At 60.7% G+C, this 24,584-nt stretch carries 24 protein-coding genes; 17 read left to right on the forward strand and 7 right to left on the reverse strand.

The window, feature by feature from the left end; all coding sequences use genetic code 11:
• Window positions 1–24: 24 nt before the first annotated feature.
• Window positions 25–1,443 (forward strand): amino acid permease, encoded by a 1,419-nt coding sequence (locus tag HF257_RS07180; protein ID WP_185707660.1) that lies wholly within the window; start codon window positions 25–27, stop codon window positions 1,441–1,443.
• 96 nt (window positions 1,444–1,539) lie between these two features.
• Here the strand turns inward: HF257_RS07180 and HF257_RS07185 are convergent, their stop codons facing one another.
• From HF257_RS07185 to HF257_RS07200, 4 genes are all read right to left on the reverse strand, one after another.
• The gene (locus tag HF257_RS07185; RefSeq protein WP_185707658.1) at window positions 1,540–2,655 is read right to left on the reverse strand and encodes an OpgC family protein; all 1,116 of its coding nucleotides are present in this window, start codon (window positions 2,653–2,655) and stop codon (window positions 1,540–1,542) included.
• A 132-nt stretch (window positions 2,656–2,787) separates the two neighbouring features.
• On the reverse strand, window positions 2,788–3,084 hold the full coding sequence (locus HF257_RS07190) for a cupin domain-containing protein (protein WP_185707656.1): 297 nt from the start codon (window positions 3,082–3,084) through the stop codon (window positions 2,788–2,790).
• Window positions 3,085–3,148: 64 nt separating this feature from the next.
• Window positions 3,149–4,768 carry an FMN-binding glutamate synthase family protein gene (locus tag HF257_RS07195; protein ID WP_185707654.1) on the reverse strand — a complete coding sequence of 540 codons (1,620 nt, stop codon included), beginning with the start codon at window positions 4,766–4,768 and terminating at the stop codon, window positions 3,149–3,151.
• 29 nt (window positions 4,769–4,797) lie between these two features.
• Window positions 4,798–5,562, reverse strand: a complete 765-nt coding sequence (locus tag HF257_RS07200; protein WP_185707652.1) for a helix-turn-helix transcriptional regulator — start codon at window positions 5,560–5,562, stop codon at window positions 4,798–4,800.
• Between the two features lie 92 nt (window positions 5,563–5,654).
• Between HF257_RS07200 and HF257_RS07205 the strand changes: the two genes are divergently transcribed.
• The 5 genes from HF257_RS07205 (at window position 5,655) to HF257_RS07225 (ending at window position 10,397) form a co-directional block, all read left to right on the forward strand.
• Complete coding sequence (locus HF257_RS07205; RefSeq protein ID WP_185707650.1) at window positions 5,655–6,482, forward strand: carbon-nitrogen hydrolase family protein; 828 nt, start codon at window positions 5,655–5,657, stop codon at window positions 6,480–6,482.
• A gap of 228 nt (window positions 6,483–6,710) precedes the next feature.
• Complete coding sequence (locus HF257_RS07210; RefSeq protein WP_185707648.1) at window positions 6,711–8,036, forward strand: APC family permease; 1,326 nt, start codon at window positions 6,711–6,713, stop codon at window positions 8,034–8,036.
• Window positions 8,037–8,136: 100 nt separating this feature from the next.
• Complete coding sequence (locus HF257_RS07215; protein ID WP_016970719.1) at window positions 8,137–8,409, forward strand: type B 50S ribosomal protein L31; 273 nt, start codon at window positions 8,137–8,139, stop codon at window positions 8,407–8,409.
• Between the two features lie 167 nt (window positions 8,410–8,576).
• Window positions 8,577–9,917 (forward strand): HD domain-containing phosphohydrolase, encoded by a 1,341-nt coding sequence (locus tag HF257_RS07220; protein WP_185707646.1) that lies wholly within the window; start codon window positions 8,577–8,579, stop codon window positions 9,915–9,917.
• A gap of 72 nt (window positions 9,918–9,989) precedes the next feature.
• A complete protein-coding gene (locus HF257_RS07225; RefSeq protein ID WP_185707644.1) occupies window positions 9,990–10,397 on the forward strand; it encodes an NUDIX hydrolase in 408 nt (135 codons plus the stop codon).
• Window positions 10,398–10,534: 137 nt separating this feature from the next.
• Here HF257_RS07225 and metR read toward each other — a convergent pair whose 3' ends face one another.
• Window positions 10,535–11,452, reverse strand: a complete 918-nt coding sequence (gene metR, locus HF257_RS07230) for a transcriptional regulator MetR (protein ID WP_185707642.1) — start codon at window positions 11,450–11,452, stop codon at window positions 10,535–10,537.
• A gap of 194 nt (window positions 11,453–11,646) precedes the next feature.
• On the opposite strand from metR, the gene HF257_RS07235 reads away from it, so the two are divergent.
• The 5 genes from HF257_RS07235 (at window position 11,647) to HF257_RS07255 (ending at window position 15,272) form a co-directional block, all read left to right on the forward strand.
• Window positions 11,647–12,666: an alpha/beta fold hydrolase gene (locus HF257_RS07235; RefSeq protein ID WP_185707640.1), complete on the forward strand. Its 1,020-nt coding sequence runs from the start codon at window positions 11,647–11,649 to the stop codon at window positions 12,664–12,666.
• Window positions 12,667–12,721: 55 nt separating this feature from the next.
• Window positions 12,722–13,375 carry a DsbA family oxidoreductase gene (locus HF257_RS07240; RefSeq protein ID WP_185707638.1) on the forward strand — a complete coding sequence of 218 codons (654 nt, stop codon included), beginning with the start codon at window positions 12,722–12,724 and terminating at the stop codon, window positions 13,373–13,375.
• A 186-nt stretch (window positions 13,376–13,561) separates the two neighbouring features.
• Complete coding sequence (locus tag HF257_RS07245) at window positions 13,562–14,482, forward strand: arginase family protein (protein ID WP_185707636.1); 921 nt, start codon at window positions 13,562–13,564, stop codon at window positions 14,480–14,482.
• Window positions 14,479–14,859 carry a DMT family transporter gene (locus HF257_RS07250; RefSeq protein WP_185707634.1) on the forward strand — a complete coding sequence of 127 codons (381 nt, stop codon included), beginning with the start codon at window positions 14,479–14,481 and terminating at the stop codon, window positions 14,857–14,859. Before HF257_RS07245 ends, HF257_RS07250 begins: the two co-directional genes overlap by 4 nt.
• On the forward strand, window positions 14,856–15,272 hold the full coding sequence (locus HF257_RS07255; RefSeq protein ID WP_185707632.1) for a DMT family transporter: 417 nt from the start codon (window positions 14,856–14,858) through the stop codon (window positions 15,270–15,272). Before HF257_RS07250 ends, HF257_RS07255 begins: the two co-directional genes overlap by 4 nt.
• 95 nt (window positions 15,273–15,367) lie before the next feature.
• On the opposite strand, the gene HF257_RS07260 is transcribed toward HF257_RS07255, so the two are convergent.
• Both HF257_RS07260 and HF257_RS07265 read right to left on the reverse strand, forming a co-directional pair.
• Window positions 15,368–16,231, reverse strand: a complete 864-nt coding sequence (locus HF257_RS07260; RefSeq protein WP_185707630.1) for a fatty acid desaturase — start codon at window positions 16,229–16,231, stop codon at window positions 15,368–15,370.
• Window positions 16,232–16,306: 75 nt separating this feature from the next.
• Window positions 16,307–17,077 carry a MipA/OmpV family protein gene (locus HF257_RS07265; RefSeq protein ID WP_185707628.1) on the reverse strand — a complete coding sequence of 257 codons (771 nt, stop codon included), beginning with the start codon at window positions 17,075–17,077 and terminating at the stop codon, window positions 16,307–16,309.
• A gap of 230 nt (window positions 17,078–17,307) precedes the next feature.
• Between HF257_RS07265 and HF257_RS07270 the strand changes: the two genes are divergently transcribed.
• Genes HF257_RS07270 through HF257_RS07295 form a run of 6 tightly spaced genes read left to right on the forward strand, consistent with a single transcriptional unit; the run spans window position 17,308 to window position 24,565 of the window.
• On the forward strand, window positions 17,308–18,009 hold the full coding sequence (locus HF257_RS07270; protein ID WP_185707625.1) for an MtnX-like HAD-IB family phosphatase: 702 nt from the start codon (window positions 17,308–17,310) through the stop codon (window positions 18,007–18,009).
• Window positions 18,002–19,396, forward strand: a complete 1,395-nt coding sequence (locus HF257_RS07275; RefSeq protein ID WP_185707623.1) for an aspartate aminotransferase family protein — start codon at window positions 18,002–18,004, stop codon at window positions 19,394–19,396. The genes HF257_RS07270 and HF257_RS07275 overlap by 8 nt, the downstream gene beginning before the upstream one ends.
• Window positions 19,393–20,259 carry an alpha/beta hydrolase gene (locus HF257_RS07280; RefSeq protein ID WP_185707621.1) on the forward strand — a complete coding sequence of 289 codons (867 nt, stop codon included), beginning with the start codon at window positions 19,393–19,395 and terminating at the stop codon, window positions 20,257–20,259. The genes HF257_RS07275 and HF257_RS07280 overlap by 4 nt, the downstream gene beginning before the upstream one ends.
• Window positions 20,260–20,275: 16 nt before the next feature.
• Window positions 20,276–21,400 (forward strand): GNAT family N-acetyltransferase, encoded by a 1,125-nt coding sequence (locus tag HF257_RS07285; protein WP_185707619.1) that lies wholly within the window; start codon window positions 20,276–20,278, stop codon window positions 21,398–21,400.
• A complete protein-coding gene (locus tag HF257_RS07290) occupies window positions 21,400–23,178 on the forward strand; it encodes a sensor histidine kinase (RefSeq protein ID WP_185707617.1) in 1,779 nt (592 codons plus the stop codon). Before HF257_RS07285 ends, HF257_RS07290 begins: the two co-directional genes overlap by 1 nt.
• Window positions 23,168–24,565, forward strand: coding sequence for a sigma-54-dependent transcriptional regulator (locus tag HF257_RS07295; RefSeq protein WP_185707615.1), 1,398 nt, complete (start codon window positions 23,168–23,170; stop codon window positions 24,563–24,565). The genes HF257_RS07290 and HF257_RS07295 overlap by 11 nt, the downstream gene beginning before the upstream one ends.
• Window positions 24,566–24,584 lie beyond the last annotated feature (19 nt).

The raw sequence follows: 24,584 nt of genomic DNA on the forward strand, positions 1-24,584 counted from the left end.
ATAACAAAATGAGGTTGTACCCCTATGCCAGTCGGCAACCCACTGCCCCATGGCGAGACCGCTCAAGGCGGCCCGCTCAAACGCGAACTCGGTGAACGGCACATTCGCCTGATGGCCCTCGGCGCCTGTATCGGTGTCGGCCTGTTCCTCGGCTCGGCCAAGGCCATCGAAATGGCCGGCCCGGCGATCATGCTGTCGTACATCATCGGCGGCCTGGCAATCCTGGTGATCATGCGCGCCCTCGGCGAGATGGCGGTGCACAACCCCGTCGCCGGCTCGTTCAGCCGTTACGCCCAAGACTATCTCGGCCCGTTGGCGGGCTTCCTGACTGGCTGGAACTACTGGTTCCTGTGGCTGGTGACCTGCGTTGCGGAGATCACCGCCGTGGCGGTGTACATGGGCGTGTGGTTCCCCGACACGCCGCGCTGGATCTGGGCCCTGGCGGCGCTGATCAGCATGGGTACGATCAACCTGATCGCGGTAAAAGCCTTTGGTGAATTCGAATTCTGGTTCGCGCTGATCAAGATCGTCACGATCATTGCGATGGTCATCGGAGGTGTCGGCATCATTGCCTTCGGCTTTGGCAACGACGGCGTGGCGCTGGGTATTTCCAACCTGTGGACTCACGGCGGCTTCATGCCCAATGGCGTGCAAGGCGTGCTGATGTCCCTGCAAATGGTGATGTTCGCCTACCTGGGCGTCGAGATGATCGGCCTCACCGCCGGTGAAGCACGCAACCCGCAGAAGACCATCCCCAGTGCGATCGGCTCGGTGTTCTGGCGCATCCTGCTGTTTTACGTCGGCGCGTTGTTCGTGATTTTGTCGATCTACCCGTGGAATGAAATCGGCACCCAGGGCAGCCCGTTCGTGATGACCTTCGAGCGCTTGGGCATCAAGACCGCCGCAGGCATCATCAACTTCGTGGTGATCACCGCTGCGCTGTCGTCGTGCAACGGTGGCATCTTCAGCACCGGGCGCATGCTCTACAGCCTGGCGCAGAACGGCCAGGCACCGGCCACCTTCGGCACCACTTCAAGCAATGGTGTACCCCGCAAGGCGCTGTTGTTGTCGATCTTTGCCTTGCTGTTGGGCGTGCTGCTCAACTACCTGGTACCGGATCAGGTGTTCGTGTGGGTGACGTCCATCGCCACCTTCGGCGCGATCTGGACTTGGCTGATGATCCTGCTGGCCCAGCTCAAGTTCCGCAAAGGCTTGAGCCCAGCCGAGCAGGCGGCGCTCAAGTACCGCATGTGGCTGTACCCGGTCAGTTCCTACTTGGCGTTGGCGTTCCTGGTGCTGGTCGTAGGCTTGATGGCGTACTTCCCGGATACCCGTGTGGCGCTTTACGTAGGGCCTGCGTTCCTGGTGCTGCTGACGGTGCTGTTCTACGTCTTCAAGCTGCAACCGACCAACGCCGGGCATGTTGCCTCGCCATCGGCGTGATCCTTGGTTGGCCCGTTGCGCCAAGCTTTGAGGCGCGCGGGTCAACAAATTGAACGCACGAATACGCACGCCCGCGCGATGCGGGCGTTACCTAAGTCAATTCGCGCGGCGCTGGCTCAGCCGCTTGTTCAACTCCAGCCAGGCGCCCAGTGCGGCCATCAGCACCACGCCCACCCACGCGGTCAGCAGTTGCATTGCCAGTGCATCGCCGGCCATGGCATTGAGCATGTCGGCCAAGGGGGCGAGCAACACGCCCAAGCAGAAAACTTCCAGAGAAAACCGGCCCATTCGGCACACCTGTGCGGCGAGCGGATTTTGCGTCCAGCCTGCGCCCGGCAGCAGCTTGGCGGTGACGTAGGCCAGGGCCAGGAAGTGCAGCAGGCGCACGGGTGAAAGGTCTGTTTTGCTGATCGGGTAGATCAGCTCGCTGATCACGGCTGGCATGACGGCGTCGTGGAGCTCAGGCCAACGCCACGACAGGGTCAGAATGCCGGTGATCAGCACATATACCGCTGCCGCGATAAACATCGGCTGACGTGACAAGGGACGAGGCTCGACGGGCTTTTTGCGCTGACTATGAATCGCCGCAGCCCCGCCCAGTACAAACAGCAACTGCCAGGTAATCGGGTTGAAATACCACACGCCGTCCTCGATGGCCCGCAGGTTCCAACCCATCCAGGGCGCCAGCAAGTAAACGGTCAGCGACACAGCCACGACCACAAGGGGGCTGCGCATCATCAGCGGTAGTACCAGTGCCAGGCTGGCCAGCAACACGATGTACAGCGGCAAGGGGTCCATCAGGTTGGGTTTGAAGCGCAACAGCAACTCATCCAGCAACGCCTGTTGCGGGTGAGTGATGAAGTGGGTCATGCCCATTTCTTGCACCAGGTCACGCGTCTCGACGTGGCTGTTGGCGAAGAACACGATGCCCATCAGCATCGCCAGCAAAAAGATGTGGACCACGTACAGCACCCAGGTGCGTCGCAGGATTTTCAGGCAGGCCATCCAGTAGCCTTCGCGTTGCAGGACTTTGCCGTAGGCCATCACCGAGGCGAAGCCGGCGAGGAACACAAAGACTTCCGCAGCGTCACTGAAACCGATGTTACGCAGGGTGATCTGGCCGAGGGGATTGTGGGGGACGTGATCCCAGAAAATGAAGATCAACGCCAGGCCCCGAAAAAAATCGATGCGCGGGTCGCGTCCGTTCAGCATGGCAGCAGGCTCTTGTACGGATTGTTTATTAAAGACACGCGGGCGTGGGCAATGACGCACGCCACGCGTCGGGGGCGCGAAGGTTGGCGGTATTTGTAAGCAATTGCAAAGGTTGGGTATTACTGGATGTCTCTAGACATCAATGATTACCAAAGTTCCATGGCTGCCCGCGAGCACGCTATGGGCCGTACCGGCTTGCACGAGGTACATCTGGCCGGCATTCACTCGGATTTCCTGGTTGTCGATGCTCAGTTGCAAATGACCGCTGACCACAAACAGCCCTTCGTTGTAGTCATGGGTCTCTTCCTCATACGCCTGCTCATCCATGCGCAACACCTTGATCCGCGCCGGGCCGACCTGGCCCAAGCGTGTTGATTTCCAGCTGTCGGGCAATTGTTTGGCGATAGCAGCAAAGTCCAGCAACGGCATGTGAATCTCCTTGTTTCAACGATGCCGTCGGTGGTCCGGTTCAGCGGTCAGTGATGATTGACGATTATGCAGCCACGACGTCATTGGGCTCGAAGCTATCGGCCCGCGCCATCTGCCACATGCGCGAATAGAACTCGCCATTTACCTCACCGGTTAGCAATTCACCCGGCTTGAGGAACACATGAAGCTGTGAAAACAGTTTGATCTCGGTCGCCGACATTCGCCGCACCAAGTGCTTGGCAGACAGTTGCGAAGGGTGATCGAGGCCAGCAGCGGCGAGCATTTCTGCCAGCGCCTTGAGCGTGCTGCGATGAAAGTTGAACACACGCTGGGCCTTGTCCGGCACTACCAGCGCGCGTTGGCGCAGCGGGTCTTGAGTCGCAACGCCAGTCGGACATTTGTTGGTGTGACACGATTGGGACTGAATGCAGCCGATGGCAAACATGAAGCCCCGCGCCGAGTTGGCCCAGTCGGCACCGATGGCCAAGACGCTGGCGATATCGAACGCGCTGACGATCTTGCCGCTGGCGCCGAGCTTGATTTTGTCGCGCAGGTTCAGGCCCACCAGGGTGTTGTGCACGAACAACAGGCCTTCACGCAACGGCACACCGATGTGGTCGGTGAACTCCACGGGCGCCGCACCGGTGCCGCCTTCCTTGCCATCCACCACGATAAAATCCGGGAGGATGCCGGTTTCCAGCATGGCCTTGGCAATGCCCATGAACTCCCACGGATGGCCCAGGCAAAACTTGAAGCCTACCGGTTTGCCGCCGGACAGCTCGCGCAGTTGTTGGATGAACTGCATCATTTCGATAGGCGTGGAAAACGCGCTGTGGCGCGACGGCGAGATGCAGTCTTCGCCCATCATGATGCCGCGTGTCTCGGCGATTTCCTGGGTGACCTTGTGCTTGGGCAAGATCCCGCCATGGCCGGGCTTGGCGCCCTGGCTCATCTTGATTTCGATCATGCGCACTTGCGGGTCCTGGGCCTGCACGGCGAAGCGTTCCGGGTCGAAACGGCCGTCGCTGGTGCGGCAACCGAAGTAGCCGCTGCCCAGTTCCCAGGTCAGGTCGCCGCCGTTTTCTCGGTGATAGGGGCTGATGCTGCCTTCGCCGGTGTCATGGGCAAAGTTGCCGAGCTTGGCGCCTTGATTGAGCGCGCGGATTGCGTTGGCGCTCAGCGAGCCAAAACTCATTGCCGAGATATTGAACACCGATGCCGAATACGGTTGCTTGCACTGCGGCCCGCCGACCATCACGCGAAACCCGCTCGGGTCGCTCAAGGGGGCTGGGCGCATGGAGTGGCCGATAAATTCGAAGCCCGACTGGTACACATCGATCAGGGTGCCGAAGGGTTTGTCCGCGCTTTCATTCTTGGCGCGCGAATACACCAGCGAGCGCTGGGCCCGGGAAAAGGGCAGGGCGTCGCTGTCGGATTCGAGCAGGTACTGGCGGATTTCCGGGCGGATGGCTTCCACCAGGTAACGGATATTGCCCAGGATCGGGTAGTTGCGACGCACGGCGTGGGGGCTTTGCAGCAGGTCGAAAATGCCGATCAGGCTGAGGATGCCGGTGACCACGGTGATGGGCCACAGCCATTCATGTTCGATAAACGGGAGGCTGGCGAGGGTAAAAATGACGCACACGGCAAAGAAGGCGTAACGGCTTAATAACGACAGGCTCATACGGTTTTCCTTGGGTTCGGACTCATCGGCTAGGCGGTTTGCGCCTGAAGAAAGATCGAGAACAGCTCCGACTGGGATTTGATCCCTAGCTTGCTGTACATGTGTTTCTTATGGACTTTCACGGTTTCAACAGAGATTTCCAGCTTACGAGCGATTTCCTTGCTGGAGCAACCGCTGAGCATCAAACGGCCGACATCCAGTTCGCGGGCGGTAAGCTGCGCGCCCCATTCATCATTCTGGATAGGAGGTTGCGGCGCGCTGACCTGATTGAGTTCGTAGGGCAGGCGCTGGCGCAACAGGCTCAGCACCCACGGCTGGATCAACGACAGCAGGGCAATCTGGCTTTGGTCAAAGCGCTGTTTCGATCCCAGGGACAGGCACAGCGTGCGGCCATCTGGCAGGTGGCAATTGAACTGGATTTCATCGGCCACCACGTTCAAGCGGAAGTACCGTTGGTAATACTCGGTGAGTTCAAAGTGCTCCGGCGCGACGTCGGCCAGGCGGAACAAGCCGGTACGCGAATGCTCGCGGCTGGCGATGTAGAAGGGGTCGAGCAGGTACAGGCCGTTGAGGTAGTCCTGGAACAGATGGTCCGGCGTGCCGTCGGCGCCGGGGCATTCGGCGAACACCAGAGGCCGGTGCTCGCTGCTGAACAACAGCGCCACCCAACTGTCGGACGGCACGTATTGGTCCAGCAATCGCACCAGCTGGGTCCAGAAGTTGGCCTGGTCCAGGGCGTCTATCATTTGCCCCACCGAACGGTGCCAGGCGATGTCTTGCAGCGACATGGTCATTATCTACCCCTATCGGGTTACCCCCGCCGCGTAATTCCCTGGCCTGGTGTGGCTGCGCATACTGCGGCACAGATTGAGAACAAGGAATACCCATGAAGGTCGAATTTGCCCAGTTGGCGGGCCGTGATAACGGTACAGCTTACAACCTTGAGCGCGCTTTGGCGGCGATTGCTGCCTGTGCCGGCGATACGCAACTGATCGTCTTCCCGGAAACCCACCTGATGGGCTTCCCGTCGGCCGAGACCGTCGCCGACATCGCCGAACCGCTGGACGGCCCGACCGTGCAGGCCGTTATCCAGGCCGCCCGCGAGCGCAACATCGCCGTGGTGATCGGCATGGCCGAGAACGATAACGGCCAGTTCTACAACACTACCTTGCTGATTACCCCCGAGGGCATCGCCCTGCGTTATCGCAAGACCCACCTCTGGGCCTCTGATCGCGGTGTGTTTACCCCGGGTGACCGCTACGCCACCTGTGTGTGGAACGGCGTACGCATCGGCCTGTTGATCTGCTACGACATCGAGTTTCCGGAAACCGCCCGCGCCAATGCGCAATTGGGCGCCGAACTGTTGATCGTCACCAACGGCAACATGGACCCGTACGGTCCCACCCACCGCACCGCAATCATGGCCCGCGCCCAGGAAAATCAGGCGTTTGCGCTGATGGTCAACCGGGTAGGCGAGGGCGATGGCGGCCTGTTATTCGCCGGCGGCAGCGCGTTGGTGGACCCGATAGGCACCTTGCTGTTCGAGGCCGGGCGCGAGGAAGGGCAATTCACGGTCGAGCTGGACCTTGACCAACTGGCAGCGGCGCGCAAGGACTACCGCTACCTGGATGACCAGCGCTTGAAATTGCCGGGTGAGGTGATCGAGCGCGCAGACGGCACACGGGAGCTTCTGATCCCCAATTTCCCCGGCTGACGGGAACCCTGTAGTGAGCGAGCTTGCCTCGCGCTGGGGGGCGAAGCCGCCCCAACCAGGCCGCCGCAGTGTTTCAGTAAGACCGAGGTGCCTGGGTTTGGGGCGGCTTCGCCACCCAGCGCGAGGCAAGCTCGCTCACTACAACCCGTGCCGTACATAAGAAAAAAGACACCTGCAACACCCATTTCAGTTCTGCCATAAATCTAATAAATCAGCGGAGAATCGCTCATGGCTCGTTTGCAACGCACCCTGTCGTTAGGGTCGGTGGTGCTGTTTGGCATCGCCTATATGACGCCGATCATTGTGCTCGGCACCTTTGGCATCCTGGCGCAATCCACTGCGGGCATGGTCCCCGCCGCGTATCTGGCGGCGCTGGTAGCGATGTTCTTTACCGCCATGAGCTACGGGCGCATGGCCTCGGCTTTTCCGGTCGCCGGTTCCGCCTACAGCTATGTGCGCAAGGCAATCAGCCCGAAACTGGGGTTTATCGCGGGTTGGGCGGTGTTGCTCGACTACCTGTTCTTGCCCATGGCCATTTGGCTGATCGGTGCGGCGTACCTCAATTCGGCGTTCCCGGCAGTGCCGCAATGGATCTGGGTGCTGGCGTTTATCGGCATCACCAGCGCCATCAACATCGTCGGCCTCAAGTTGGCCAACGGCATCAATGCGTTGCTGATGCTGGTGCAGTTCCTGGTGCTGATCGCGTTCGTGGCGCTGTGCATCCATTACATCGGCGGCGACGCCAGCAAGCCGCTGTGGACCATCACCCCGTTCTTCAACGGCCAGATGCAGATGCCGTTGATCATGAGTGGGGCGGCCATTGCCTGCTATTCGTTCCTGGGCTTTGACGCGGTCAGCACCCTGACCGAAGAAACCCGCGACCCACGTCGCACCATTCCACGGGCCATCATGTTGATCACTTTGATCGGCGGCCTGATTTTTGTGGCGGTGTCCTACTTTGTGCAGATCGCTCATCCGTCGTTCGAATTCGCCAACGTCGATTCGGCGGCGTACGAAATTGCGCGCAATATCGGCGGCGACCTGTTTGTGTCGATCTTCCTGATCGGCCTGATCGTCGGTCAATTCGCCTCGGGGTTATCGGCCCAGGCCAGTGGTTCGCGGTTGTTGTTTGCCATGGGCCGTGACGGTGTGTTGCCCAAGTCGTTCTTCGGCACCTTGCATGCGCGCTTCGGCACGCCGGTCAACAGCATCCTGTTGTGTGCAGTGGTGGCGCTGCTGGCGTTGAAGCTGGACGTGACCACCTCCACCTCGTTCATCAACTTCGGTGCGTTCCTGGCGTTCAGCCTGGTGAACCTGTCGGTGATCTTCCACTACTGGATCGGCGCCAAACAGCGCGGCGTGCGTGAGTTGATCCTGTTTCTGGTGTTCCCGACCATCGGCCTGGTCGCGGATTTATGGCTGATGGTCAGCCTCGACCACTTGGCGATTTACCTGGGCCTGGTGTGGTTGGCGATTGGTTTGGTGTACCTGGGCGTACTGACCCGTGGCTTCTCGCAACAGCCACCGGAGATGGATTTCCAGGAAGCTGCATAGACTCTCTCGGTCTATTCTTATTGCAATCGGTTCTCGTTTGGGTGCATGATTTGTGTTATTGTATAACACTTGTTTTGCACCCACACGCCCCGGAGGCCTCATGAAAGCTGGAATCCATCCCGACTACCGCACCGTGCTGTTCCACGACACTGCCGCCGACGTGTTCTTCCTGATCGGCTCCACCGCCGACAGCGATCGCACCCACAAACACAGCGACGGCAACACCTACCCGTACATCCCATTGGACGTGTCCAGCGCCTCGCACCCGATCTACACCGGCCAACAACGCAAGACCCAGGCCGAAGGCCGGATTGCCGGGTTCAACAAGCGTTTTGCGTCGTTCGGCTCAAGCCCGAAAAAAGCCGACGCGTGAGGCGTACCGGTTTCACCTCGAAGGCCGCTCCTGTTTCTGGAGCGGCTTTTTTTTGCATTGATATCGGAAGGCCATCATTTTGCCAGAAACCGACTAAACTACTCAGTAATCGCCAAGGAGGCAGGCCCAGACTGTAAGGAGCGCATACCGACGATCCGAGGTGTCCCATGGGAGAGTCAGTTACTTTCACCGATACCGACCGCGCCGTGGTGCTGTTGATCGATGCCCACCCGGACGTACTCCGCAGCCTCACCCACCTGCTGCGGCTGGAGCCCTTCGACCTGTACAGCGCCACCTGCGCTGCCGAGGCCCTGGCGATCCTCGCCAGCCAACCCGTCGACCTGGTGATGAGCGCCGCACGCCTGCCAGGCATGGACGGTGCTTCGCTGTTGGCGCATGTCCACCAACACTATCCCCACACCGTGCGCATCCTGCTCACAGGTGAGACCGACCTGACGCTGATCATCAAGGCCATCAACGAAGGCGAGATCTACCGCTACCTCAGCAAACCCTGGAACGATGAAGAACTGCTGTCGGCGCTGCGCCAATCCCTGGCTCATCAGCATTCCGAGCGTGAGCGACTGCGCCTGGAACAGCTGATCTTGCAGCAGAACGAAGTACTCAAGCAGCTCAACGCCACGCTGGAAAAACGCGTGGCCGCGCGCACCAGCGAACTGCAGCAAACCGCCGACATGCTCGACCTGGCCTACGAAGAACTCAAACACAGCTACGCCACCGGCGCCGAAGTGTTCTCGCTGCTGGCCAACCTGCGCCTGCCGCGTGCCAAGCAGACCAACCGGCAGATCATCGAACTGGTGCGCACCTGGTGCATCGCCCATGGCGTGGACTCTGCCAGCAACCGCGACCTGACCATGGCCGCAGCGCTCTACAACATCGGCAAGTTGAGTTGGAGCGACAGCATGATGGCCTCGCCCTCGGACTTGCTGCACAGCAGCGACCGCGAACGCTATCGCGCCTACGCCACCCAAAGCGAGTCGCTGTTGATGGCCCTGGAACCGATGAAAGACGCCGCACGGCTGATCCGTCATCACCAGGAACGCTGGGATGGCAGCGGTTTCCCCGACCACCTCAAGGGCGAGGCGATTCCCGCAGGTTCACGCCTGCTCAAACTGGCGGTGGATTTCATCGAGCTGCAAAAAGGCCTGATCCTGGAGCGGCAGATGAACAGTGACGAAGCGCTGCTGTACATCCGTAAATACGCAGGGCGGCTGTATGACCCGAACATGGTCGAGGACTTTGTGCAGGTGTGCGCCACCTACCTCAATGACGTGACCCTGGGCGACCCCAACGTCAAGGTGCTCGGTACTCGGGAACTGGAGGAGGGCATGGTGCTGGCGCGCAGCCTGAACGCCGATAACGGCATGTTGCTGCTCAATGCCGGCAAGGTGTTGAACTTGCCGTTGGTGGATAAGTTGATTGCCTTCGAGACCATGGAAGGCGCGCGATACAGCGTGTTTATCAAAGATCACAGTGTGATCCCTGGCTAAGCCCACATTGGATTGCGGCGCAGCTACAGGTCATGTGATCCTTGCGCCCTTTGCCGCCAAGGAAGACCACTCATGCCCTCCACCATCCGTATCGCCGCCGCCCTCCTGATCGGCACTGACGGCCAGACCTTGCTGGTGCGCAAGCGCGGCACCCAGGCGTTCATGCAGCCTGGCGGCAAGATCGACGCCGGCGAGCAACCCGCCGAAGCACTGGCCCGTGAGCTGCACGAAGAACTCAACCTGCGCATCGACCCAAGCGCCGCCGTTTACCTGGGCAAGTTCTCTGCTCCGGCCGTCAATGAGCCGGGTTTCACCGTGGAAGCCGAGTTGTTCCAGGTGAACATCGACGTAAATGTCACCCCGGCGGCCGAGATTGAAGAGGTGCGTTGGATCGACCCGGCTGGCGACGGTGGCCTGCAGTTGGCGCCGTTGACGCGTGACTTGATCCTGCCGTTCTACCGCGAATCGCTCACGGCGTAATTCTCTGGTGAAAACCCTATCGAATGTGGGAGCGGGCTTGCTCGCGAATGCGGTGGGTCAGTCAATATCTCTGTGACTGATCCACTACATTCGCGAGCAAGCCCGCTCCCACATTTTGATCTTGATTGTTCCCAACTTCAGCGCACCGCGCTGACGCCATCCAGTGTGGAAAAGGATGTGTCCTTCGCCGTCAGCAGGAAGTCGCGCATGTACGGCGCATCCAGCATGTCCGCACGGATCCCCGCATACAGCGTCGCGAACAAACCTTTTTCACCCAGGCGCTTGCCCTTCACATACCCGCGCGAGCTGTATTCATGCAGCGCCCAGTGCGGCATGCCGCACACACCACGGCCGCTGGCCACCAGTTGCATCATCATCACCGTCAGTTCAGAGGTACGCACCTGGGCCGGCTCGATGTCGGCGGGTTCCAGGAAGCGCGTGAAGATGTCCAGGCGGTCGCGTTCCACGGGGTAGGTGATCAGGGTTTCGGTCAGCAGGTCTTCCGGCACGACGTACGCCTTATTTGCCAGCGCATGCTGGTTAGCCACGGCCAACATGGCCTCATAGGTAAACAGCGGCACATAGGTGATGCCCGGCAGTTCCAGCGGATCGGAGGTCACCACCAGGTCCAGGTCACCACGGGCCAGGGCCGGCAGCGGGGCGAAGGCGAAGCCCGAGGCCAGGTCCAGCTCGACTTCCGGCCAGGCATCACGGAACTGGTCGATGGTCGGCATCAACCACTGAAAGCAACTGTGGCATTCGATGGCCATGTGCAAACGCCCGGCGGTGCCACCGGCCAACCGTGCGATATCACGCTCGGCTCCGCGCAGCAAGGGCAGGGTGGCGTCAGCCAATTGCAGCAGGCGCAGGCCGGCGCTGGTGAAGCGCAGCGGTTTAGTCTTGCGCACGAACAGCGGCATGCCCAGACGCTCTTCCAGCTCTTTGAACTGGTGGGACAGTGCCGATTGCGTCAGGTGCAGGCGCTCGGCAGCTTCCACCAGGCTGTCGGCTTCGCGCAGGGCGTGCAGGGTCTTGAGGTGACGGATCTCGAGCACGGGCTCTCCATGAATATAATTTGTGATGAGTTGGAATGGCGTGAGTTTGTCTCATGTTGCCGGGTCTGTCGATACGCAGGTTGAGCATGACCGCCCGGCACTCTTCATCAAACTGTCACGCAACTGTGGCAGCGCGCTTGAACAAACTTCATCAGACTCGCGCTCTACTGGGGTTCTGCGTTTCGGTGTTTTTCATGCGCGTGTTTTTTCTATTGGCCGCTCTCTTGTTCGGCCTGCCGTCTTTTGCGGCTTCTCGATGTGATGTCAATGTCCCGACCCAAACGGTCGACTTGGAAAAGGTCAGCATCGCCTACCAGAGTATCGGCCGTGCGTCCGACCCGGCTTTGCTGCTGGTGATGGGCTTGGGCGGGCAGTTGATTCACTGGCCCGACGAGGTTGTCGTCGCGCTGTGCCAACAAGGTTTTCGGGTCATCCGCTATGACAACCGCGATGTTGGCCTGTCGACCTGGCGCCAGGCGCCCGCGAGCGCCAACCTGACCTTTGAAGTGCTGCGCTACAAGCTCGGCCTGCCCGTGGCAGCGCCGTATACCTTGAGCGATATGGCCGACGACGCGTTGGGTTTGATGGATGCCTTGCAGATCCAGCAATTCCACGTATTGGGCGCGAGCATGGGCGGCATGATCGCCCAGCACTTGGCCGCGATGGCGCCGCAGCGGGTGGAAAGCCTCACCTTGATCATGACCAGCTCCGGCGCCGAAGGCTTGCCTGCGCCGAGTGCGGCGTTGGTGCAACTGCTGTCGCGACGCAGCGCGCCTAATCGCGAAGTGGCCCTGGAGCAGCAGGCCGATTTGCTGGCCGCGCTGGGCAGCCCGAATGTGAAGGATGACCGCCAGGCGCTTCTGCATCAGGCTGCGTTGTCCTACGACCGGGCGTTCAACCCGGACGGCGTGAAGCGTCAGATCATGGCGATCCTCGCCGAGCCGAGCCGCGTGCCGTTGCTCAACCAGCTGCGCGTGCCGACGCTGGTGGTGCACGGCACCGCCGACCCGCTGTTGCCGGTGATGCACGGCGTGCACCTGGCGGCGCATATCCAGGGCAGCCAGTTGAAGCTGATTCCCGGCATGGCCCATCGTTTCCAGGAAGCGTTCAAGGCGCCGCTGCTGACGGCTGTGTTGCCCTACCTGCAAGCTCATCGCGAAGACGCAGCGCACTGGGCGCAGATTGACCTGGGTGAGCCTTCGAAGGTGCTGTGACATTGGTGTATCGTGAGCCTTTTACGGCATGTTTCTGCCTGCGAGGTTGCCCACCATGAGTACTCCCCTGAAAATCGATTTCGTCAGCGACGTGTCCTGCCCCTGGTGCATCATCGGCCTGCGCGGCCTGACCGAAGCCTTGGACCAGCTTGGTGCCGAGGTGCAGGCCGAGATCCATTTCCAGCCGTTTGAACTGAACCCGAACATGCCCGCCGAAGGGCAAAATATCGTCGAGCACATCACCGAAAAATACGGCTCCACCGCCGAGCAATCCCAGGCCAACCGCGAGCGTATCCGCGACATGGGCGCCGCACTGGGCTTTGCCTTTCGTACTGATGGCCAGAGCCGCATCTACAACACCTTTGATGCGCACCGTCTGTTGCATTGGGCTGGGCTGGAAGGCTTGCAGTACAACCTCAAGGAAGCGCTGTTCAAGGCGTATTTCACCGATGGTCAGGACCCGTCCGACCACGCCACCCTGGCGATCATCGCCGAGAGCGTCGGGCTGGACTTGAAACGCGCCGCCGAGATTCTTGCCAGCGACGAATACGCCGCCCAAGTGCGTGAGCAGGAGCAACTGTGGGTCTCCCGTGGTGTGAGCTCGGTGCCGACCATCGTGTTCAACGACCAGTACGCGGTGAGCGGTGGCCAGCCGGCCGAGGCGTTTGTGGGCGCGATTCGGCAGATCATCAACGAGTCCAAATCCTAAGGTTGGTCACAGTTCAAATGTGGGAGCGGGCTTGCTCGCGAAGGCGGTGTGTCAGTTGATGCATGTGTTGGCTGACACTGCGCCTTCGCGAGCAAGCCCGCTCCCACATTGGTTATTCGCTGTACTTAAGATAAACGCTGGCCCGGCCCTTGCATTGCCCCCTTAAAGCCTAAGGGGAACACTGCCTTGAATATTCTTGACCTCGACCACAGCCTAACAAGCCAGGCTCCGATTGCCCGGCGGTTGGCCAGCGGTCAGGCCACGCGCCTCGACCTGCTGGACCTGGGCCCGAAGCTGCGCCTGTGGTCCACCGAAAAAACCTGGAAGGCCTTCGCCGAGCGCCTGGCCAAGCGGCCCCGGCCCGTGGATGCGCGACCGGAAATCCTGTTTGTCGGCTCTGGTGACTACCACCACCTCACCCCGGCTTTTCTGGCCGACCTTAAAGAACCCATCAGCTTGATCCACTTCGACAATCACCCCGACTGGGTGCGCTTTGCGCCCAAGCGCCACTGCGGCTCGTGGGTCAACCGCGCGTTGAAGATGCCGGCGATCAAACGCATCGTCACGCTGGGCCCGTGCAGCGACGACCTGCATAACCCGCAACTGCGCGGCGGCAACCTGGGCGCCCTCAAGCGCGGGCACTTGCAGCTGTTTCCCTGGCAGCATCCGCCGTCGAAAGTCTGGGGCCGGGTGGGCGATGGCGCCGGTCACCAGCAGCAGGAAAACCACCTGCACTGGCGCAACCTCGCGGAGTTGGATTGGGCGCAGTTTCTGGAGCAGATGATCACCAGCCTGCCCACTGAGGCCATCTGGATCACCATCGACAAAGACGTATTGGCCAGCGAAGACGCCGCCACCAACTGGGACCAGGGCGGCATGCGCCTGACCCACTTGTTGCAAGCGCTGCGGGCGTTGGCTGCGCGTAAACGCATCATTGGCATCGACGTGTGCGGCGAATTCGCCACGCCTGCGTTCAGCAACGCGTTCAAGCGCTGGGAGGCCAAGTCTGACCAGCCGCCACCCGAGCGTTGGAGCGCTGAAGATATACAGCGCAATGCCGCCACCAATGAAGCCCTGATCGACCTGTTTGAGGAGTTGTTCCCGTGACCCTGACTGTGGTGTTGCTGGTGGCCTTTTCCATCGTGCTCGATGTGATCGGCCAGTTGTGTTTCAAGATCGGCCTGGACCGCCTGCCCGAGCTGGAAGGTGGTTTTCGCCTGAATGCGTTCTGGGGCCAGGTGTTCAATGCGCCGTTGCTGTGGGCCGGGATCGGCGCCTATGCCATCGAATTTTTCGTGTGGCTTGAAGCGTTGTCCCGTGCGCCGCTGAGCCTGCTGTTCCCGGCGGCCGCGCTGGCCTATTGCGGCGTGGTGCTGGCGGGCAAGGTGGTGCTCAAGGAAACCGTGAGCCGCCGCCGCTGGGCGGGCACATTGGTGATTACCGTGGGTGTGATGTTGGTGGCAATTGCCGGGAGTCAGGCATGAATTCGCAGGAAATGGTGGTGGAACGTCCAAGCGGATGGCTGCACGGTCGCCTTGGCACCGTGGTGCTGTGGGCGTTGCTGATCGGCTTTGAAAGCGCCGGCCAGTTGTTTACCAAGGTGGCCGGTGACCAACTGGGGCAGATGGATCTCACTTGGCAGTGGTTGGCCGATGTGGCACGCAACCCAGGCATCCTGGCGGCGATCGGCAGCTACATTGGCGCCTTCTTCGTGTGGATGCTGATTTTGCGACGCAGCAGCCTGTCCCTGGCGTTCCCGCTGAGTTCACTGGTGTTTGTGGTGGTGTTGCTGGGCTCGTGGCTGGGGCTGGGGGAACATATCAGCGTGCTGCACTGGGTGGGCGTGGCGGTGATTATCGGCGGCATTGCGCTGTTGGCCGAAGGCGAAGAAAACTGAGGCCACCGCTGTTTGTAGTGAGCGGGCTTGCCCCGCGCCGCGGTGTACCAGGCACATCACGCTTACCTGGCCCACCGCCGCGCGTACTATCAGGGTTATTTGCGGTGTGCGACCAAGAAGCCCAAGCCGTGCGACACCGGCAGCGTCTTGACCCCGGCTTCACGCTGTTGCTCGGCGATCTCGCGGTGAAACGCCTTCACTTTGGTCCAGTGCATCTTTGGCCGGTAGTGATGCTCGGCGTGATAGCCGTTGTTCATCCAGATCAGGTTGTACAGCACGCTGTAGGAACTCACGCCCCAGGCAATAGGCAGGTCCGGGTTGCCGCCGAAGTGTTCATAGTAACCATTGAGTGATGACAGGCACTGGCCCAGGTACCAGAACGGCAGCAGCCACAGCACTGCCTGCCAGTTGTAGAACGCCAGGGAGATATAGAACGCCACCGTCACCACGATCTCGACCTTGACCCAACGTGCATCCGCCGGGCGTTTTCGCTTCATTTCGTCGTAGAACGGCTTGGGATCGTCACGGAAAAAGCTCAGGAACGTGTAGGACCACGGGTTTTCCGGCTGGCCATTTTTGCCGCGCTGGTAGATCGACAGCGGGTCGATGGTTTGCCCATCCGGCCCCGGCAGGTCGGCGTTGCCACGGTGATGGCGGTTGTGGATGTCGCGGTACAGCGTCTGGGAAAAACCGATGGTTACCGACAGCAGCAGGTCGAAGGCACGGTTCACTGCGCGATGGGTGAAGTAGGCATTGTGGATCTGGTTGTGGGAGATGCTGTTGATGCTCCACGACAGGCTCACCGCGTACACCAACGCCAGCGGCGCCAGGGCCCACCAGCTCAGGCTATGGAAGGCGGTGACCAACCAGATGACAAAGGCGAAATGCGCCAGGCCCATGGCAATGGGGATCAGGTCCCACAGCGAGTGATGGAGCAGGCGGTAAGCGGGGCGAGCCATGAAGAACGTCCTGGAAAAATGGATTCAGGGGCGTTATTGCAAGGCTCAGACCAGTTTGTAAAAAAGTGTGTGGTTTTAGTCGAACTTGTAGCTGATCGCCGTCTGCACCTGGCCTTGGTTAACGTCGCCGGTCTCCTTGACGATGGTGCTGTTGGCCGCCGAGCCCACCAGGTGGACCCAACTGGCGCTGGTCAGCAGGGACCAATTGGAGGCCAGCGGGAATTCAAAGCTCTGGGTCAGCGTGAGGTTCTGGAAGCCCGCGCTGGCGTTGTAGGGGCGAATGCCAGAGGCCGCGGATTCGTCGGCATCGACGCCGAAATAGGTCTGGGTTTGGCGGGCGTCGGCGAAGTGCGCCATCAGGCCGCTGCTGCCGATAATCCCGCCACCCAGCGGGTAGCCCAGCTCGCCGCCGAGTTTGCCGACCACGCCACTTTGGTCGCGCCCGCCGCCGACGGTTTGGCCCATTTGGGCGTACACCCGCCAGAACTCGGCCGGTGCGTACTGCACAAAACCACCGACTTCGGCCATGTCCGAGACGTTGCGCAGGCCCTGCAGCGAGCCATTTGACGTACGCCCTTGCAGGTAGTTGACGTAGGGGCCAGCCGTGAAACCGTTGGTGTTCAGCGCGCTCCAGGTCAGGCCGTCATCGGTGCTCAGGCTGACGTTGCCCCAGTCCAGGTCCAGGTAGGGCACGGGACGTGTTTCGTAGCGGCTGCCGGTAGGGTCGTGGGGTTGATAGCTGAGGCCCGCGCCCACTTCACCGGTGATCGGATCGGCCAGGGCCGTGCTGGAAAAGCCCCACAGCCCCAGCAAACCGATGAATACAGCAGAACTGACCTTGAGCATGAAACGGTTTCCTTGTGTGGACATGCGCGCATGAACGCGCGAAGGGCCCCCCTCGCGCAAGCACTCATCTTGTTTGTAGCAAGCTACAAAAATTGTAGCTGGCGCGACACATATCATCATCGATATCTGCCAAACCCCCAGCCCCGCTGGGCGATAGCCAGTTGGCACACTCCCTGCTGTACACCCTTTGCAAGCGCACAGAGCGCGCTCCTCTTCCAAGGTAATCGCAGATGATCCACTGGCATATCGTGTGTGACTTCGACGGGACCATTACCCCCACCGATGTCATCGACAACGTCCTCCAACGCTTCGCCGGCCCCGAGTGGGAAACCATCGAACAGGAATGGCTGGATGGGCATATCGGTTCACGCGAATGCCTGAGCCGCCAATTGGCGCTGATCAAAGCCACCCCAACCGAACTGCTGACGTATTTCGACAGCGTCGAAATCGACCCGGACTTCCCGGACTTCGTCGACCACGTCATGGGCTTGGGCGCGACCATCGAAGTGGTCAGCGACGGCATCGAGCAAGGCATCGCGCGGATCCTGTCGCGCAACTACGTGACCTTGCTGCCGATCCTCGCCAACCGCCTGCGCCAAGTCGACCAGAACAGCTGGCGCATCGACTTCCCGTACTCCAGCGATGCCTGCCGTGCCGCCTCCGGCAACTGCAAGTGCAAATCCACGCCGCGCAACAAGCGCGTGCTGGTGATCGGCGACGGCAAGTCCGACATGTGCGTGGCCTCGACCGCCGACTTCGTCTTCGCCAAAGGCAGTCTCGCCGACTACTGCGTGACCCACAACATTCCCCATGCACGCTTCGACACGTTCGCCGAAGTGCCTGCATTGCTGGCCCAACTGCCTCAAGGCATTGCTGCCAACGCCACCACCTTTACTGCTGCTGACAATCAGGAACTCTTCCACCATGTCTGATATCCGTATCGCTACCGCCGAAGACCAGATTCTTCTGGATAAAGAAGCCAAGTATTGCTCCTACGGCGACACCGTTCACTACATCGAGCCACCGCGTATTTTCAGCCGTTGCGAAGGCTCCTACGTGTGGGACACCGAAGACCAGGCCTACCTCGACCTGCAAATGTGGTACTCGGCGGTCAACTTCGGTTACGCCAACCCGCGCCTGAACAATGCACTGAAACAACAGATCGACACCCTGCCGCAAATTGCCAGCCAGTACCTGCACAAAGGCAAGATCGAGCTGTCGGAAATGATCGCAGTCGACGCCAAGAAAAAGTTCGGCCTCGACGGTCGCGTGCACTTCAACGTCGGCGGTTCGCAGTCCATCGAAGACTCCCTGAAAGTCGTGCGTAACGCCACCAACGGCAAGAGCCTGATGTTCGCCTTCGAAGGCGGCTACCACGGCCGTACCCTCGGCGCATCGTCGATCACCTCCAGCTACCGCTACCGTCGTCGCTACGGCCACTTCGGCGAGCGCGCGCAGTTCATCCCGTTCCCGTACCACTTCCGCGGCCCTAAAGGCATGACCAAGGAAGAGTACGGCAGCCACTGCGTGCAGCAATTCGCGCGTCTGTTCGAGACCGAATACAACGGTGTGTGGGATCCGAAAGTCGGTTCCAGCGAATACGCCGCGTTTTACGTCGAGCCGATCCAGGGCACTGGCGGCTACGTGATCCCGCCGATGAACTTCTACCGCGAATTGAAGCAAGTGCTGGATCAACACGGCATCCTGATGGTGTCCGACGAAATCCAGATGGGCTTCTACCGTACCGGCAAACTGTGGTCGATCGAGCACTTCGACGTGCAACCGGACGTGATCGTCTTCGGCAAGGCGCTGACCAACGGCCTCAACCCACTGGGCGGCATCTGGGCCCGTGAAGAGTTGATCAACCCGAAGATCTTCCCACCAGGTTCGACCCACTCCACCTTCGCCTCCAACCCACTGGGGACGGCGGTAGGCCTGGAAATGTTCAAGATGACCAGCGAAGTCGACTACGGCGCGATGGTCATGGCCAAGGGCAAATACTTCCTGGAAGGCCTGCAAGACCTGCAAAAACGCTTCCCGATCATCGGCGACGTCGACGGCCTGGGCCTGGCCCTGCGCTGCGAAATCTGCGGCCCGGACGGCTTCACCCCAGACAAGGCGACCCTGGACTACATGGTCGAAGAAGGCATGAAAGGCGACATGATCGTGGATGGCCAGAAACTGGGCTTGATCCTCGACGTGGGCGGCTACTACAAAAACGTGATCACCCTGGCACCGTCCCTGGAAATCAGCTACCCGGAAATCGACCTGGGCTTGAAGCTGCTTGAGCAACTGCTGGTGCGGGCGACCAAACGGTGAACACAACTGAGATCGACCTCGGTGAAGGTGATGCCGGCTTCGTTCTCGGTGAAGGTCCGGTCGGGATCCTGCTGATCCACGGCCTGACCGGCACCCCGACGGAATTGCGCCAGGTCGCCAAAGGCCTGGCCAAGGCGGGCAACTGCACGGTGTACGTGCCGACCCTGGCCGGGCATTGCGGTGGCAACAGCGACCTGCAGGCTACCGGCTGGCTGGACTGGTACGAAGGGGTGCGCAAGACCTTCGTCCAGGTCAAGCAGCGGCATGAGCAGGTGTTTGTCGGTGGCTTGTCCATGGGCGCGGTGATGTCGATGTACGTGGCGTCCGAGCATCCTGGCCAAGTGGCCGGGTTGCTGATGTATTCCACCACTTTGAAGTACGACGGCTGGAGCATTCACAAGCTGGCGTTCCTGACGCCGTTGCTGATGAAGATTCCGTTCGGCGTGCATATCTGTCGCTTCGAAGAGAAGCCGCCGTATGGCATCAAGAACGAGCGCCTGCGGGCGATCGTCGAACGGCAGATGAAGGAAGGGCACAGCAGCGAGGCGGGCTTGCTGACGATGGAGGGCATCACGGTGCGCGAGTTGCACCGGATGAACGCAGTAGTCAAGAAGCGCATGCCCCAGGTCAAGGTGCCAGCGTTGGTGCTGCATTCCATCGAGGATGACATTACCAGCCGTTGGAACGCCGATTATGTGGAGCGCCACCTCGGTGGTCCGGTGACCAAGATCCTGTTGGACAACTGCTATCACATGATCACCGTCGACCTGCAATACCGCCGCGTGATCGAGTTGAGTGCCGAGTTCATCGAACAACATGCCCACGCCATCGAGGCACCCGAAGACTATCGACAGCGGGCGTAAGCCTTAAGGACCTGACGTGATAACCGCCCAAGCCTTCTCGACTATCCGGGCCATCCAGCGCAGTGCCTGGAACGACTGTTTCCCCGGTGCCCTGGAGGACTGGGACTATTACGTTGCCGTGGAAAACGCCGCTATCGATGACTTCCGGTGGCGTTACCTGGCTGTTTACGAAGATGGAACGCTGGTGGCGGTGGCTGCCGCGTTCATCACGCATTATCGCCTCGACACCACGGTGTCGGGCGCGGGCAAGCGTTTGACCGAACGCCTGGAGCGACTGTGGCCGGGTGTTTTGCAGTTGGGCCTGTATGCCATCGGCTCGCCGGTGGCCGAGCGCTGCGACGCAGGTTTTGCCAGCAGCGTGCCCGAGGCGCATCGCCCGCTGCTGCTCAAGCATGTGCTCGCGGCTGCACGCCAGGATGCCGACGAGTTCGGTATCGGCCTGGTGGCGGTCAAGGACGCGCCGACCAACGACCCGCACTGGGCAGAAAGCTGCCGTGCCGCGGGTTTCCAAAGCATGCCAAGCCTGCCTACTGGGCTGTTGCCGCTGCCTTATGGCTCGGTGGACGCCTACCTCGGTTCGTTGGGTAAATCCACCCGCAAAGACCTGCGCCGCAAACTGCGAGCGCCGGGGCCGCGGGTAGAGTGGCGGCGCAACATCGACGATGTGTTGCCCGAGATCATGCGCCTGTACGAAGCCACGCTGACCCGTGCCGACCTGCAATTCGAACGCCTGCCTGCCGGTTACTTCACCGGGGTGCTTGAACGCCTTGAAGAACGTGCGGTGTGTGTTCTTTACTGGGTCGACGAGCATCTGGTGGCGTTCAACCTGATCCTGGTGGACGAGCACCGGCTGGTGGACAAGTTTTTCGGGCATGACGTCGAGTTCACCCGTGAATACAACCTGTACTTCCGCAGTTGGCTGACCAATGTCGACTACTGTATTCAACACAATATTGCGTTGTACGAGTGCGGGCAGGCCGGGTATGCCAGTAAGCTGCGCCTGGGCTGCGAGTTCCAGGGCAACAGCCTGTTTTTCCGGCACCGTAACCGGCTGGTGAACGGCCTGCTCAAAGTAGTGAAAATGTTTATTCGACCGGACCGTTCCGACCCTGCCATGGCTGCTGCGATAAGCGAAACCTGATGATCACCAAGACCCGCCAGAAAGCCCGCCCCTTTGCCATTTCGCGCTGGAGCGTCCAGCGTAAGCTGGTGCTGGCGTTCTGGTTGGTCAGCGTAATTCCCACGATGATTGCGGCGGAGTTGGCGGCGACCACGCTGTCGCAGATTTTCGACAGCAACGTGCGCATCTGGCTGCAGGAGTCGACCAAGATCGTCAAGGACGAGATTGGCGACATCCTTCACGACAACGCGCGCATGGCCAAATTGTTCCTGCGCTACACCAGCCCGCCATCGTCCAGGCAGGCCGCCAAGCATGATCGACTGACCGCCGACATTGCCGACGCCACGGACATCGACGTGGTGGCGCTGATTCGCGTCAGCGACCACAAGGTGGTGTTCAGCACGGCTGCCGATGACATCGTCAAGCAGATCAACCTGACCAGCAACGCCGTGTTGCAGACCGTACAAGTAGCGGGCGTGAGCACGGGGCTGGTGGTCTCGACCTTCGAGACCAACCGTGACGGCGAGGACTACCTGTTGCTGGTGGCGACCTACCTGGACAGCAGCTTCCTCACCAGCGTGGCCGATGTGCACTCCCTCGACCTGCGCCTGTACCTGGCCAACCCTGATGGGTTCTCGGAGATTTTTTCGACCCAGCGCTTCGTCGACCACCCCTCGCGCATCCCCAAAAGTGTTGAAGCCGCGATGCGCAGCACCAAGCAACCGAGCGAGCAGTTCACCAGCAAGTACAGTGGCCTGTACTGGCCGATTTTCAATGATGCCGGCGAGCTGCAAGGCGTGATTTTCAGCGGGCTGCTGCGCCATACCAGCCTGGTGGGGCTGGTGAACCAGAGCAATCTGTTCGTGTTGATTTTCTTGCTCAGCTCAGCGCTGTCGCTGGCAGCCGGGGTGTTGGTATCGCGGCGGCTGACCAAGCCGCTGCGGGACTTGTCACAAGGCGTGGACGCGGTGATTTCCGGCAATTATGAGCACCGTGTGCTGGTCAGCGGCGGTGACGAGCTGGCGCAATTGAGCAGCACCTTCAACCACATGACCGAACGCCTGGGCGAACTGCATCACCTTGAAGCCCAGTTGCGCCGGCGTGACCGCTTGCATGCCCTGGGTGAAGTCGCCATGGGCCTGGCCCACGAGATCCGCAACCCGCTGGGCATCATCAAGACCGCCACGCAGCTGCTGCATCGGCGTGCCGACCTGGCGGAAACCGACAAGCGCCATCTGGAGTACGTGATCAGCGAGGTCAGCCGAATCAACGACCTGATTACCGAATTCCTCGACTTCGCCAAGCCCAACCCGCCCATCCGGGTGTTGCAAGCGGCGCGTCCGCTGGTGGATGAAATCCTTGGCTTCTGTGCGCCGGAACTCGCCAGCCACAACATTGATGCACAAGTCGATGACCAGGCGCCGGATGCGAAGATCTACGCGGACGCCAAGCAACTCAAGCAGGCCTGTCTCAACCTGATTCTCAACGCCATCGACGCAATGCCCGAAGGCGGGCGATTGACCCTGGGCATTCGCAGCGTGGGCGACAACACCTTGATCAGCATCGCCGACACCGGCCAGGGCATCCCGGCGGATATGATCGAGCGCATCTTCACGCCATTCGTCACCACCAAGGCGTCCGGCACCGGTTTGGGCCTGGCCAAAGTCTATTCGATCATGGAAAGTCACGACGGCAGCATTGAATGCGCCAGTGAGAAAGATGCCGGCGCCACCTTCAGCCTGTACATTCCGGCTCAGGGTGACGAAGACGGAGACGACGAGGAAGGTCATGACGCATAACGTATTGGTAGTCGATGACGAGCCCAAACTCTGTGACTTGCTGTCGTCAGCCCTGAGCCAGAGCGGTATCCAGGTGTTCACCGCCGGCAACGGCCTGCATGCGCTCAAGGTACTGGAACAGGAAGACATCGACTTGGTCATCAGTGACTGGCGCATGCCGGGCATGGACGGGCCGGCGTTGTTGGCCGAGATCAAGGTGCGCTACCCGCACTTGCCAGTGATCGTGATGACGGCGTACAGCACGGTGAAAAATGCGGTGCAGTCGATGCGCAACGGCGCTTACGACTACATCGCCAAACCGTTCGATATCGACGAGTTGGACATCACCGTGGCCAAGGCCCTGCAGTTTCGCGACATCATGCGCGACAACGCCCGCCTGCGCGCCGAACTGGACGAACATGCGCAATTCGACAGCCTGGTGGGTGACAGCCCGGCGTTTCGCAAAGTGCTGCAAGCAGTGGATTCGGTGCGCGACAGCAGCGCCACCATCCTGCTCACCGGCGAAAGCGGCACCGGCAAGGAAATGGTCGCGCGGGCTATCCACAAGCACGGCAGCCGTGCCGACAAGCCCTTTGTGGCGGTCAACTGCGCGGCCATCCCCGAAGGCTTGCTGGAAAGCGAAATGTTCGGCCATCGCAAAGGCGCGTTTACCGGAGCTGTGTCGGACCGGGTAGGGCGCTTCCAGCAGGCTGACAAGGGCACGCTGTTTCTCGATGAAGTGGGCGATATGCCGCTGGCGTTGCAGGCCAAGATCTTGCGCGCCTTGCAGGAACGGGTGATCGAGCCGGTGGGCGATCCGCGTGAGCGCAAGGTGGATGTGCGAGTGATCGCCGCCACCAACAAGAACCTGCTGGATGCGGTGGCCAACAAGGAGTTTCGCGAAGACCTGTATTACCGCCTCAACGTGTTCCCAATCCCGCTGCCGGCTTTGCGTGAGCGTGTGGAAGACATCGCGCCGTTGGCCCGGCACTTTGCCCAGACCTTGAGCGCTACCGCTGGCAAACGCATCACCGGCTTCAGCCCCGAAGCGTTGCAGGCCATGGCGGCGTATCACTGGCCGGGCAACATTCGTGAACTGCAAAACTGCGTGGAGCGGGCGACGATCGTCGCGGCCACGCCGGTGATCGAGGACATCGACCTGCCGGGGTATCTGTTTGCCTCCAAACCGAGCGAAGGTGGTGTGACAGCGATCCTCAGCGACGGCCCCGGCATTCCCCAGGATCTGGATGCGGCGTTGGCGGAGGTTGAGAAGGCTTATATCCTGGCCGCCTTGCAGGAGAGCAACGGCGTGCAGGCTGCGGCGGCGCAGAAGATCGGGATATCAGAAAGAAGCTTTTGGTATCGCCTGAAAAAGCTGGGCATCCAAGTCGACAAGATTGTCCGCTGACACCCAGGGGTTCAAATGT

It is taken from the genome of Pseudomonas cremoris (assembly GCF_014230465.1).